Raw genomic sequence first — 13,025 nt, 5'->3', positions numbered from 1 at the left:
TTTACTAAGTGCTGTTATTGCAGTTTTTGCAAAGACTTTAAGCGTTGCTGCCGACCCTTGTACCACAAATACACGCCCGTCCCAGACAAGACAGCAACGGCTAAGCCAATCAAAGCCAAAAATATCTGATACGCCAGATGACCTATCCCATGACTGATATGCCCCATATGTAAGGTAGATAACCACTGGTCAACCTTACTGCCAAATGAAGCGTTTTGATAAGCAAAATTCACTTTCTCAACGCTACCATCGCTTGCATTGACGGTAATTGAGGATGCACCGCCTTTTTTACCAATATCCTCATTGGTTTTAAAACGCATCTGCCACTGCTTATCTTCCTCAGCCCAGCGAATACCCAATAATTGCTCTACGTTTAAGCCGTTTTTTTGAGCGGCAATATTTGCTTGCTGACTTAAATACTCGATACTATTGTCTTTATTAATCATTAAGACAGCCTTATTAAAGCGCTTAGCCTCTGGCACAGACTGTGCACTTGATTTGCCACTCTTATTAGACTTATCCTCTTTCCCCTCAAGTCCCACCAGCGTTTGCATGATTGGATTATAAACTTGCTGTAAATTAAAACCGACACTCGACCATGCGATCACCAACAGTATCAGCCACAACCATAAGCCAAACGCATGATGCACATCATAATTGAGCTTAAAGGTATTGGTTTTACGGCGGATTGTCCACGCCGGTAGCCAGCGTTTTAGTAGAGACGCGCGTTTTTTGGCGGATTCTTGGCGCGGCAGGCGATGCTGTTTGACCGCTCTTGGCAAGGTTAAATAAAAGCCAATAAAACAATTAAGCGTCCAAACCAAAGCAATAATACCCAGTATCAGCTTACCAATATCCCCAAGTAACAGCTCACGATGCAACCAGAACACCTTCCATATGGTATTGCGCCATGCCCATGCGTTTTTATCACGCGTGCCAATGATATGACCGTTATAGGGATTAACATAGACTTCTTGAAAAGCAGATGCTGGCTGCTTGTTCGCTTTTTTGTCTCGCACTTTATCAACTGTAAATACTGCCGATCGATTGGGCGCAACGGAGATTGGCATACTCGAAAAATTGTGCTCTGGATAAGCGCTAATGACAGCATCATGAAGAACAGCAACTGGCAGTTGCGATGTGTCTTGGTTGTCTATATAAGCCAGCTTGTGATTAAACACCTCATCAAGCTCATGATGAAATGCCAGCAGCGTACCGGTAATTCCGGCAACAACTAAAAAACCTGCCATCGCAAGTCCGGTATAACGGTGAATCCATAGGCAAGCATGGCGCGGGTTAAATGCAGTCATGGGTTATTAGTCTTTATAAAAGTAGATAAAGGGTAGCAATATCAGCAAGGCTCGATTGATAATAACTTGTAAGAGATGAGCAATAAAAAGCCAGCTCTCCTTTATAGAAAGCTGGCTGTATTCATCCATTCATTATTCGTCGATCATGAGCGACTTAGAACTGATACGTCAATGAGGCTTTGATATTACGACCGGGTTCAAAGTCAGTTGTAGCAGCATCAGCGGTATTTAAGCGAGATGAGTGGCTAGCATAAGCCTCATCAAAAATGTTATATACCCCAACTGTGGCTTTTATATTGTCAAATTGACTCGGTGAATAGTTCATATACACATCATGCACATCATAATTTGGCTTGGTGTTTTGTTTGTTGTCCGTGATTGATGCCATATAAGTACTGCGCCAGCCTAATCCAACGACATCATTTGGTTCATAGTTCAAGTTCACCATGTAACGATCGCCCGAGTTTGACCCACTGCCAGTCACTGATGGAATGCTATCACCTGTTTTCTCACCTTTGCTACGGGCGCGGGCATAGCTTAGACCCATACTAAAGTTGTCCATCTTATAGTCAGCAGCGAGCTCAACACCTTTAATTTTAAAATCTTCATTACTATTCACAGCGCCCTGACAAGCACCACCAGATTGTCCAGTAGCACAGTCTAAGCCAACTCTGTCTTTACCTGCACGCACAAACTGGATAAAATTTTCAATATCAGTTTCAAAGTATTTACCGCTCAGTTGCAGTGCATCGCCCGCTACCGTTAGGTCGCGCAAGGTTTTGACGATACCAATCTCGGCATTAGAGCCTTCTTCTGCTTTTAAGTCATTATTGACGTAGGTGTTGTCACCGCCTGAATTAAAAATTGCTTGGCTTAAATCAGGGCCATTAAACAGCTGGGTATAACTGGCAAACACTTGCGTTAACGGGGCAATCTCATAGCTTGCGGCAAGCGCACCAACGACGTTGTCATAAGTTTTGCCACCAGCTACAAACTCTGGCGACTCATAACGGTCATAACGCACGCCAGGCGTCAAGGTTAGCTTGCCATTTGTCCACTGATCTTCTAAATATACAGAGGTGTTTTTGGCTTCATCCGACCCCTTTTTGACAAAGTCGCGCTCCATCTCAGATTCTTTTTTATAATGCTCAATACCAGCGATCAGTTTGTGGCTACCTACAGTGGTGTCGATAGTGCTGGTATTTTGTATTTTTGCACCGGTTGTTTTCACCTGAGCATTGAAATCAAAACCTGGTTTTGTCAGATACTCAGAATCGCGCAAAATACGGGTTTTGGTTTGATAAATATTGGTATCGACATCAATCAACTTGCTTGCTGGATTGTAAGTATAATCCAACCCGAGCGTATCACGCTTTACCTGCTGTGGTATTGGGGCGTCATTACGACTAGGGAAATCAGGACGGAATGGGAAAATACCCTCTTTTTCAGTACGGCTAAAGCTGGCACCGAAATGATGATCATCGGCAACATAAGCGCCGGCCTTTAATAGAATACTCTCACTTTCACTGTCTTCAAACAGCTCACGACCTTCGCCATCTTCACCTGAGCTGGTATCGCGTTTGCCATAATAAGCAAGCAGATCAATATTGTCAGTTGGTGCAGCAAACACTGTTGCTGATGTCAGTAGCTCATCATTATTACTAGCGTATCCTGTATGCAGTTTAGCGCCGATTTTTTGACCCGATTTTAGCAAGTCCGCTGCATCGACCGTTTTAAAAGCAACTGCGCCGCCCAAAGCATCGTTCCCTAGCGTCACTGAATTGTTACCTACCGCCACTTCAGACTGCTTTAACAAATCAGGGTCGAGAGTCACATCACCCATATGATAAAACAGCGTACCTTCTTGGCGGGCGCCATCAATCGTTACTTTGAGATTGGTATCGTCAAGCCCGCGCACACGGATACGCTGATTTACTGTTGACGTACCACCCACTGTCACCCCTGGTACCACTTCCAAAAAGTCACTCAAATGACTTGCCTGAGCAGCTGGCGTATAGTCTTCTGTATAGACAGAACCTTCTTGTGCTTTGTCACGTACCGAGCTATTGGCGGTCACTGTGATGGTCTGTAAGGTGGTGCTTGGCATATTTGCTGAGGTAGCAGCTTGTGCAGCCTGTGCGCCTAATACCGCTGCGACACCTATAGACAACAGGGTTAATTGACTTGAGAGCTTTGATGATTTTACTTCGCGCATAACACACTCACTTTATCTACTATAAAAATTTTAATACTCGTTTAAGGAAGCAACAACCAATAATCTTTGTCCAAAATCACTATCTATAAAGCCTAATATCTCAATCGCTACTAGACTTTATATAATAATGGCATTATTAATAATAATGATAATGATTAGCGTTTAAATATTGACAGGCATAATAACGAAGTATTAACAATTTGGCAATAATTAATCTGAGAAACTTTCTTTTAATGGCTTTGTTAGTAGCTTTGTATGCTGGCATTAGTCTCTGTACATCTGACAAATCCCTTTAATACATTGGTGTCTAGACAATAACGAGTCATATGCGCAGGTAGTTATTAGTGACTGAAGGATTATTTATAAACGCGTAATGGCAAAAAAAGGATTGCAATATACTGCCAATTACATATACCCTAAGATAGTTGACTATTTAGTCAGGTTTGTCATTACGCCTGTTAGTCAAAGTAAGAAAGTCCTGTTATTTGCTTGCATGTATTTGCATAAGGATTGTGCGCCTCTATGTTAGATATGGTGTAAACAGCTAGCTGAGATAAGGGTTTATAGAGACTGTTATATAGTGCCTATTTATCAATATAACGCTGCTTTTACATATTCTCATAGAGCTTGGACTAAAAGTCACTTTAGGAGAAAGCCAAAATGAGTGAGCATACTCAAGGGAACCCCGATTTATTGTATGGACTGCATGACCGTCCTGCTCCTGCAAAAGCATTTTTAGGTGCGGTACAGCATGTACTCGCCGCTTTCGTTGGTATTATTACCCCCTCATTGATTATTGGCGGCGTTTTAGGTCTGGGTGAGCACATTCCCTACCTGATCAGCATGGCGCTCATGGTATCTGGGGTTTCAACCTTTATTCAAAATCGTAAATTCGGTCCTGTCGGTTCAGGGCTGATGGCGTTGCAAGGCACCAGCTTTGGTTTCTTAGCAGCAGTATTAGCCGCAGGCTTTGTGGTAAAAAACCGAGGTGGTAGTCCTGAGGAGATACTCTCTGTTATCTTTGGCGTGACATTCTTGGCCGCCTTTGTCGAGATATTCTTAAGTCAGTTTATCACCAAGCTCAAATCTTTGATGAGCCCTATCGTTACCGGCTGTGTCATTGTTACTATCGGTTTGTCGCTAACCAAAGTTGGTCTAACTGATCTAGCGGGCGGTGTTGGTGCAGAGAATTTTGGTAGCATAGAGAATTTGCTACTGGGTGGCGGGGTGTTAATCAGTGTCGTGCTTATTAGTATCGTACCCAATAAAGTCATTCGCTCAAGCGCTATTTTTATTGGTCTGATGTTAGGCTTGCTGGTAGCGGCACTTATGGGTCGTATCGACTTCTCATTGGTCTCGCAAGCTCCGCTACTGACTGTACCCGTTCCTTTTAAGTTTGGTTTTAGTTTTGATTGGCAAGCATTTATACCGATTGCCTTTATGTATATCATTACCAGTATTGAGACTGCCGGTGATTTGACCGCGACCTCGATGATCTCAGGCGAGCCTATCAAAGGTCCGCTCTATGAGAAGCGTATTAAAGGTGGGGTATTAGCCGATGGTGTCAACTCTGCCATTGCGGGCATCTTTAACAGCTTCCCAGTCACAACCTTTAGTCAAAATAACGGCGTTATTCAGATGACGGGTATCGCTAGTCGCTATGTTGGTTTTTATGTCGGTGGTATCTTATTCTTTATGGGTCTATTCCCTATCCTAGGCGCTATCTTTACTCAGCTGCCAAAACCGGTGGTTGGCGGCGTCACCCTGCTGATGTTTGCAACCGTAGCGACTGCTGGTATTCGCATACTCTCGACCGTAGACTTTACCCATCGTAATATCTTGATTATTGCAACCTCTTTAGGTTTGGCGATGGGTGTTGCCTTTGTGCCTGATGTATTTGCTCAAATGCCGCAGATGTTCCGTAATATCTTTGGTTCAGCAGTGACCGTATCGGGGATTATCGCGATTACGCTTGATATGATTTTACCAAAAAGCTTTGGCACTGAGTTTGATACGGTTGATCAGCACGCTGAGGATGAGACAAAGCCTGCTCGTGAAGCCGCTTAAAAGTGAAGGGCTAGATGATTTTCTAAGACAATGTAAAAGACTTTGCTGAGTAACAAAAGAAAAGGATTACCTTGATGATAAAACGCTGCTTGGCAAGCGCTATCGTTAAGGCAATCCTTTATATATAGGCAGGTTAATATAAAAAAGAGACAGCGGGAATGGAATAAATTTTACGTAGCCTCTGTCGACATACGCACAGCAAGCAAGAAAATTTGTGCCAATCCCGCAGCATAGGGTTTAGGACTGTGTATCCACTTTCTTTAGTATTAACTCTATTGAGCGCTTAAGTTATCGCTGATGTTGGACGTTATAACTACTCAAGCCCACAGCCCCGCAGTATAAAAGGTATCAAGAAATCAGCAGCGCGTGCCTCGTCCGTCTCATCGTACGCGCTCTTTTGCATTAAGCCGATGATTTCTGTTTCAAACTCTGCATAGCGCTGCGTGGTCGCCCAAATCAAAATCAATAGCTGCAAAGGGTCAGCAATGGCGATCTTACCCTGCTCATGCCATGTCTTCATGACTTGTGTTTTGTCCAGCGCCCAATCTTTCATCGCAGACGACATAAAATCATGTAAATGCGGGGCACCGCCGATGACCTCTAACGCAAATAGCTTATGGCGATTTGGGTTTGCAAAGGCCTGATGTAATTTTGTACGGACAAACTTTTCGATAACGGTTTTGGGATCACTATCTACTGTCATCGTCACCAAGCCATCATTCCACTCTTGAATGATGGCACGCAAGACCACTTTGTACAGGTTGGTCTTACTCTTAAAATAGTAATGTACATTGGCCTTTGGTAGCCCTGCTCGATCGGCAATACCTTGCATGGTAGCACCGCGATAGCTTTTTAATACAAACTCTTCTTCGGCGGCAGTTAAAATCACCGCTTGGTTTTGAGCACGAATATCTTGCTGATTGCGATGAACCACCCCCTCAGAGGCAGGAGGGGTATTTGTTTTAGCGCTTTGAGTCATAGGATAAGCCGTTAGACAGTAATGTCAGTAAATAACCATATTCTAGCGTGACTTTAAGATAAACTGTGAACGAATACGTTAACTTTTATAACAAATAATAAAAAAATAAAAATATTTTGCATAAAGTAGTTGACCATTTGGTCAGCTTTAAGCAGAATGGATACTATTAAACCTATTACGACTCAACCGATACGCATTTTACATGAGCTGTCATCTGAGTTATGTAATCAAAAAACTGATGTAATCAGACGATAACGTCTTTGCTTCATCAGTTTATCTCTCTCAAATGATACATTTGTATCCCTCAAAAATTTTGTATCAACAGATAAGGATATCACTGTGAGTTTATCACTAGCGCAACTAAATGCTCTCTCACAAGCCGAAGCAACAGCAGCGTTTTTGACCTGCTGTACCAGTAGTCAATGGGCACAAGCCCTGGCAGACGCGCGTCCGTTTGCAGATACAGAGGCTTTACTAAGCGCAAGCGACGCGGCATGGCAACAAGCCCAAACTGACGAGGCCAACTTGTTAGAAGCTTTTGATGGTCATCCACAGATTGGCAATGTCGATTCATTAAAAGAGAAATATCGCAACACCCAAGACAGTGCGGCTCATGAGCAATCAGGTGCCAATGACGCTGAGGATACTGTGCTTGAAGCATTAGCCCAAGGCAATCAAGATTATTTAGACAAGTTTGGTTTTATCTTTATCGTCTTTGCTACGGGTAAGAGCGCGCAGCAAATGCTGGACTTACTACAAGCACGTCTACCCAATGATCGCGAGACTGAATTGCTTAATGCTGCTGCCGAACAAAATAAAATCACGCGTTTGCGTTTACAAAAGCTGTTAGGCGACACTTAACGCTTGCTTTGTCTCTCTCATTTATAAAGGGAATTATTATGTCAGGTACTCTTTCATCACATATCTTGGACACCCATCTTGGCAAGCCTGCCGCTGATATCTCAGTGACACTGCATCGCGTGAGCGCCAGTGGCGAGCCGTCATTACTGGCCCATGGTGTCACCAACGCCGATGGTCGCGTGACGCCAGACAGCTGGTCATTCAACCCAGAAATTGATATTGCCGAGTATCATTTAGACATCGGTCGCTATACGTTGACCTTTGATACCCAGTCTTATTTTGATGCACAAAATCTTACGGTATTTTATCCGCAAGTGGTCATCGATTTTATGATACAAGATAACGGTCACTACCATGTGCCGCTACTACTTAGCGCGCACGGCTACGGCACTTATCGCGGATCATAATTTTATCGCTTTATGGCTCAAAGCCTTATAAACATAAGGCTCAACGAGCGCTGGAAACTTTAAACATCTGACAGTGAAGTTGGACGTTTAAAACCCAATAAATAATGCTGGTATCGCTACGTTGTATCACAATCTTTTATAATAACGAAGGTGAGCAAAAGTCGTTACGAGTTACCAAGATATAATAATATAAAAGGACATTGACAACATGGGTGCATATCTTCTCGATTGGCTAAGCTTATTTTTCCGCTGGTTTCATGTGATCGCTGGGGTGGCATGGATTGGTGCCTCATTTTATTTTGTATGGCTAGATATGAGTCTACAAAAGCCACCAGAATGGAAAGCCAAAAAAGGTATTTCAGGTGATTTATGGGCAGTACATGGTGGTGGTTTTTATGAAATTGCCAAATACAAGCTCGAGCCTGAAGAGATGCCAAAAACCCTGCATTGGTTTAAGTGGGAAGCTTATACCACATGGCTGACTGGTATGGCGATGCTCATTATTGTCTACTACATCAACGCCACAGCTTATTTGATTGATCCGAGCAAAGTTGATTTTGGTAGTAGCATTGGTGCTATATCGACCAGTTTACTATTCTTATTCGGTAGTTACTTTATTTATGAAGTCATTGTGCGCAGCAATGTCGGCAAGAATAAACTTGCTTTTAGTGTCACTATCTTTGTACTTATGATTATCGCCACTTGGGGCTCATACCAGCTGTTTAGTGATCGTGCTTCTTTTATCCATGTCGGTGCCATTTTGGGTACTATCATGGCAGGTAACGTCTTCTTTGGGATTATGCCAGCTCAGCGCGCACTGGTAGACTGTGTACGACGCGGTGTCAAGCCTGGTCCAGAAGTAGCAGATTTAGCATTAATGGCCAGAAACCGCTCATTGATGAATAACTACTTTACCTTGCCGCTCATCTTTATCATGATCAGTAATCACTATCCAATGATGTATTCACATGCGCATGGTTGGTTGATATTGGTATTCGTCGGTGTCATCACGGCAACGGCTCGTCATTACTTTAACGAAAAACACTTGGGTCGCCATAGACCAAAATTCTTAGTGATTCCTGCGATCGCAACCGTGCTATTGATTATCTGGATGCGTCCAGCACCTATCGAGCCATTACCAGTACCGCCAATAAAGACGCCTGCTGTTACTGAAGTCGCACCAACAGACACACCGCCTGCTGCTGTCACTCAAGAGGCAAATGCGGTAGCACCAACTACTACTGCCGATGCTGATACGGCTGCTAACGATACTGCTACTGCCGATGCAGCCGTACCTGTCGTAGCGTCAGCCGATGAAGCTATGATGGAAGTGGTGCATGCTCGTTGTAGCACTTGCCATGCGCAACAGCCAACTCAGCAAGGGTTTGCTGCACCGCCTTTAGGTATTATTTTGCAGACGCCTGAAGACATGAAAATTCATAAAGCAAAAATCGTAACTGCAGTACAGTCAGGCTATATGCCGCTAGGTAACATCACTCAATTGACAGATGAGGAGCGCCAACAACTGGTCGCGTATGCTTCAGGGTTATAGATGAGTATTTTAGATACAGATAAGGAAACGCTGATCAAACAATTATCTTGACCAATGACACAGACATCCTTAAAGTGTTAACAATAAACCTTGTTAAGTGTTAACAATCTTGGTGTCAATTGATACCAGTCCAAAGGGAGAAAAGGATGTCCACTGCCAATGAGCAAGGAAGTCAGCTCAATACTCAATTTAATAGCGCGCTCTATGATTGCAATACCTTTAATCCAGAACGCAAAAGCTCAAGATTATATAATGAAGATCTTGCCCCATTACAGCCTGAACAGCGTAATTGGGGTTGGTTTGCGATATTTAATGTTTGGTCCAATGATATTCAAAGCTTATTCGGCTATACCTTAGCAGCCTCCTTATTTTTGAGTTACGGGCTAAATGGCTGGTGGGTCATGGCAGCGATTATCTGCTCAGGATTCATCGTCATGGGAATGGTGAACCTAACTGGTAAACCTAGTGTCAAATATGGCATCCCCTTCCCCGTATTGATACGTGCCAGTATGGGTATCAATGGCGCCAATTTACCAGCCATCCTACGCGCTATTATTGGTATCTTTTGGTACGGAGTGCAGACTTATTTTGCCTCTACCGCAGTTGCTATTTTATTGACTATTATTATAGGCAGCTCAGATACGACATTTTTAGGCTTGAACAGTACCGCTTGGATGGCCTTTGTCATCGTTTGGGTATTCCAGATTTTGCTGTTTTGGGCAGGTATCGAGCCCATCAAGCATTTTTTGAATTGGGCAGGACCTTTGGTCTATGTCGTGATGGTCATTCTTATGGGCGTCATCTGGTATCAATCAGGCTCTGAGTTACTACCGGCGATTAACTCTATTTTCGCTAGTGGTAGTGATTATAGTGGGAATTCCATACAGGCATTTACTGCCATTGTCGGTACGATGGTGGCTTATTTTGCCGCAGTCGTCATCAACTTCGGTGACTTCTCACGCTTTTTGCGTAGTGAGCGCGATATGCGCTTGGGTAACTTACTTGGTCTACCTATCAACATGGTGTTTTTCTCGTTCATCGCTTTGGTCATCACCGCTGGCACCTTAGTAATATTTGGCGAAGCATTGACTAATCCATCGGACATTGTTGATCGTGTGGACTCTCTACCCTTGACCATTGTGGCAGCGTTGACCTTTTTTGCAGCAACCGTCGGTATCAATATGGTTGCAAACTTTATTCCCCCTGCTTACGATTTGGCCAATTTATTTCCTAAGCATATTAACTTTCGCATGGGCGGCTTAATCACGGCTGTTATCGCCTTCTTTGTTGGTGCATTATGGTTATCATTCATCAGTAAAATCGGTATTGTCGGCTTTGTAAATGCTATTGGTGCGGTCATCGCTCCATTCTTCGGTATTTTAGTCATCGACTATTACCTGATTAAACGTCAACATATCGATATGAATGATTTATTTTCCGCGCAACCAACGGGCGCTTATTACTACTATAAAGGATGGAACATCCGTGCGCTTATCGCCTTTGCCATCGGCGCTTTATTCTCTATCGCCACAGTATTGATACCTGCACTGGCTAAGCTTGAAGGTTACGGTTTCTTATTAGGCGCGGCACTAGGCGGCATTGTATATTGGGTATTGATGCGCCCTTATGCAGTAGATCCTGACACCATAGTAAAATAAAACGGTGACATGAGAGAAATGACGCAAAAGAGCAGCATAAACAATGATTATTACATGTCCAACAGACCTATTACTCTGTTTTTATAAAGGATAAAACACCATGAAAAAAAAGATAACCAGCGACTTTGATCAAGCCGCTTATCAGCGTGATCTAAAAGGCTATGGCGACAATCCACCCAAAGCCAATTGGCCGGGCGGGGCCAAGATTGCTGTACAGTTCGTACTAAATATCGAGGAAGGCGCTGAAAACAGTGTCTTGCATGGCGATGGACAATCAGAGCGTTTTTTATCAGATGTATTGGGTACGCCAGAATTTAACAACCGCCATCAGTCGATTGAATCCGCTTTTGAATATGGTAGCCGTGTTGGCGTGTGGCGCGTACTAGATACTTTTAAAGAGTATGGCTTGCCCATTACGACCTTTACTTGTGCAGCCGCTGCCGAAAAAACACCGCATATCATCGAGCGTGTACTCGAGGACGGTCATGAGATTGCCAGCCACGGACTGCGCTGGATCACCTATCAATATATGTACCGCGAGACTGAGCGTGAGCATGTGCGCCGCGCCACTGAAATATTTGAGCGGATGGTCGGTAATCAGCCTCTTGGTTGGTACACGGGTCGCGATAGCCCAAATACTCGCGAACTGGTTGCCGAACAAGGTGGCTACATTTATGACTCTGACTCTTACGCCGATGAGCTTCCTTACTGGCTCAATGTCAAAGTAGAAGAAGGCAGTAAAATTGCCCGTAAACCGCATCTGGTCATTCCTTACACGCTTGAAACCAATGACATGCGCTTTTCTTCAAGCCCTGGCTTTACCAACGCTGAACCTTTTTATCAGTATTTGAAGGACAGCTTTGATACTTTATACGAAGAAGGCTCGCATACACCAAAGATGCTAACCATTGGTTTGCATTGCCGCATCATTGGCCGTGCTGGTCGTATCACCGCGCTCAAACAGTTTCTAAAATATATCACCAGTAAGCCCGACGTTTGGGTCTGCCGCCGCGATGAAATCGCTAAGCACTGGTATGAAAATCATCCAGCAACGGCCGATAATACCGTCAACTGGATGTAACTGTCACAACAAACTTAAAGCGTATCATTACATCAATAAGCATGGGGACCGTAGAAACCATGCAAGCCAACGTATGATACGCTGAAGATTTGATAGCTAAGGGATTCAATTGCTCAAAAACGACGTTTTATGTCCGGTATTTTCTGAGCTTAACTGGATCTATTACATAATCAGTGACTAAAATAAATGATATTACTAATTAACACAAAGGTGATCTTATGAAAACCACCATCATCGCTAAACCTCTAACAAAAGCCGCATTTGCTCCTTATGGCTCAGTGATTGAGCCTTATGACGAGCAAGAAAAGTGCCCTGAAAACAGCTGGGATATCAATCGCGGCTTTGCCTGTCGCCATCATGCCATCTCAAAAGTCACACATGATGGCGGAGAAGTTGGGCTTAGTATTTTTCGTACCAAAAGACGGGACTGCCCTATCACCTTATCGGTAATGGAATACCATCCGTTTGGCACGCAAGCGTTCTTTTCTATGAATGGCACAGACTATATAGTGGTTGTGGCAAAAGCTGGTGATGCGCCTAAATCAGCTGATGATTTAGAAGTGTTTTATGCTCAATCGCATCAAGGTGTACAGTATGATGCCAATGTTTGGCATCATCCGCTACTGGCGTTAAAAGCAGATTGTGATTTTTTAGTGATCGATCGCATCAACGGCGAGGGTAATAACTGCCATGAGCTTGAGATTGATGATTGGGAAGTTTGTATTGATATCTCTGCTGAGCAAGCTAAAAGTCAGGCTTAATTATTGTAGTTAGATGGTTAATAATGACGCTAACGTCAGAGCATTAATTACAGAAAAAATGTAAATGAAAAAGATCCAAATTATCAGGCTACGATCAATATCTAATATCTTACAATTTTGACAATAGCTTAGCC

Annotated in this window: 10 protein-coding genes; 7 read left to right on the top strand and 3 right to left on the bottom strand. The window is 43.5% G+C overall.

Features of this window, described 5'->3' with window-relative positions; genetic code table 11:
* Positions 1-14: 14 nt before the first annotated feature.
* Positions 15-1,310: a PepSY-associated TM helix domain-containing protein gene (locus ABYU67_RS00380; RefSeq protein ID WP_372842968.1), complete on the bottom strand. Its 1,296-nt coding sequence runs from the start codon at positions 1,308-1,310 to the stop codon at positions 15-17.
* Positions 1,311-1,464: 154 nt separating this feature from the next.
* Complete coding sequence (locus tag ABYU67_RS00375) at positions 1,465-3,525, bottom strand: TonB-dependent receptor domain-containing protein (protein ID WP_372842966.1); 2,061 nt, start codon at positions 3,523-3,525, stop codon at positions 1,465-1,467.
* A 660-nt stretch (positions 3,526-4,185) separates the two neighbouring features.
* On the opposite strand from ABYU67_RS00375, the gene ABYU67_RS00370 reads away from it, so the two are divergent.
* Positions 4,186-5,592 carry a uracil-xanthine permease family protein gene (locus ABYU67_RS00370; protein WP_372842965.1) on the top strand — a complete coding sequence of 469 codons (1,407 nt, stop codon included), beginning with the start codon at positions 4,186-4,188 and terminating at the stop codon, positions 5,590-5,592.
* Positions 5,593-5,905: 313 nt separating this feature from the next.
* Here the strand turns inward: ABYU67_RS00370 and ABYU67_RS00365 are convergent, their stop codons facing one another.
* Positions 5,906-6,571, bottom strand: coding sequence for a TetR/AcrR family transcriptional regulator (locus ABYU67_RS00365; protein ID WP_372842964.1), 666 nt, complete (start codon positions 6,569-6,571; stop codon positions 5,906-5,908).
* 339 nt (positions 6,572-6,910) lie between these two features.
* Here ABYU67_RS00365 and uraD point away from each other — a divergent pair, with 339 nt between their 5' ends.
* From uraD to ABYU67_RS00335, 6 genes are all read left to right on the top strand, one after another.
* Positions 6,911-7,432, top strand: a complete 522-nt coding sequence (gene uraD / locus ABYU67_RS00360) for a 2-oxo-4-hydroxy-4-carboxy-5-ureidoimidazoline decarboxylase (protein WP_372842963.1) — start codon at positions 6,911-6,913, stop codon at positions 7,430-7,432.
* A gap of 38 nt (positions 7,433-7,470) precedes the next feature.
* Positions 7,471-7,839 carry a hydroxyisourate hydrolase gene (gene uraH / locus ABYU67_RS00355; RefSeq protein WP_372842962.1) on the top strand — a complete coding sequence of 123 codons (369 nt, stop codon included), beginning with the start codon at positions 7,471-7,473 and terminating at the stop codon, positions 7,837-7,839.
* 208 nt (positions 7,840-8,047) lie between these two features.
* Complete coding sequence (locus ABYU67_RS00350) at positions 8,048-9,391, top strand: urate hydroxylase PuuD (protein WP_372842961.1); 1,344 nt, start codon at positions 8,048-8,050, stop codon at positions 9,389-9,391.
* A 146-nt stretch (positions 9,392-9,537) separates the two neighbouring features.
* Positions 9,538-11,049 carry an NCS1 family nucleobase:cation symporter-1 gene (locus ABYU67_RS00345; RefSeq protein ID WP_372842960.1) on the top strand — a complete coding sequence of 504 codons (1,512 nt, stop codon included), beginning with the start codon at positions 9,538-9,540 and terminating at the stop codon, positions 11,047-11,049.
* 100 nt (positions 11,050-11,149) lie between these two features.
* Positions 11,150-12,130, top strand: coding sequence for an allantoinase PuuE (gene puuE / locus ABYU67_RS00340; RefSeq protein WP_372842959.1), 981 nt, complete (start codon positions 11,150-11,152; stop codon positions 12,128-12,130).
* Positions 12,131-12,348: 218 nt separating this feature from the next.
* On the top strand, positions 12,349-12,891 hold the full coding sequence (locus ABYU67_RS00335; protein WP_372842957.1) for an ureidoglycolate lyase: 543 nt from the start codon (positions 12,349-12,351) through the stop codon (positions 12,889-12,891).
* Positions 12,892-13,025 lie beyond the last annotated feature (134 nt).

Origin of the sequence: Psychrobacter sp., from assembly GCF_041554015.1 — a bacterium.
Taxonomy (GTDB): Bacteria; Pseudomonadota; Gammaproteobacteria; order Pseudomonadales; family Moraxellaceae; genus Psychrobacter.
Note: the sequence above shows the minus strand (reverse complement) of the source record. Positions and strands in the feature narration are given on the sequence as shown.

What these genes read in the sequence shown, in the direction of transcription:
- puuE (WP_372842959.1), top strand. Translation starts at nt 11,150, where the DNA reads ATGAAAAAAAAGATAACCAGCGACTTTGATCAAGCCGCTTATCAGCGT.
- uraH (WP_372842962.1), top strand. Translation starts at nt 7,471, where the DNA reads ATGTCAGGTACTCTTTCATCACATATCTTGGACACCCATCTTGGCAAG.
- ABYU67_RS00350 (WP_372842961.1), top strand. Translation starts at nt 8,048, where the DNA reads ATGGGTGCATATCTTCTCGATTGGCTAAGCTTATTTTTCCGCTGGTTT.
- ABYU67_RS00365 (WP_372842964.1), bottom strand. Translation starts at nt 6,571, where the DNA reads ATGACTCAAAGCGCTAAAACAAATACCCCTCCTGCCTCTGAGGGGGTG.
- ABYU67_RS00375 (WP_372842966.1), bottom strand. Translation starts at nt 3,525, where the DNA reads ATGCGCGAAGTAAAATCATCAAAGCTCTCAAGTCAATTAACCCTGTTG.
- ABYU67_RS00345 (WP_372842960.1), top strand. Translation starts at nt 9,538, where the DNA reads ATGTCCACTGCCAATGAGCAAGGAAGTCAGCTCAATACTCAATTTAAT.
- ABYU67_RS00380 (WP_372842968.1), bottom strand. Translation starts at nt 1,310, where the DNA reads ATGACTGCATTTAACCCGCGCCATGCTTGCCTATGGATTCACCGTTAT.
- ABYU67_RS00370 (WP_372842965.1), top strand. Translation starts at nt 4,186, where the DNA reads ATGAGTGAGCATACTCAAGGGAACCCCGATTTATTGTATGGACTGCAT.
- ABYU67_RS00335 (WP_372842957.1), top strand. Translation starts at nt 12,349, where the DNA reads ATGAAAACCACCATCATCGCTAAACCTCTAACAAAAGCCGCATTTGCT.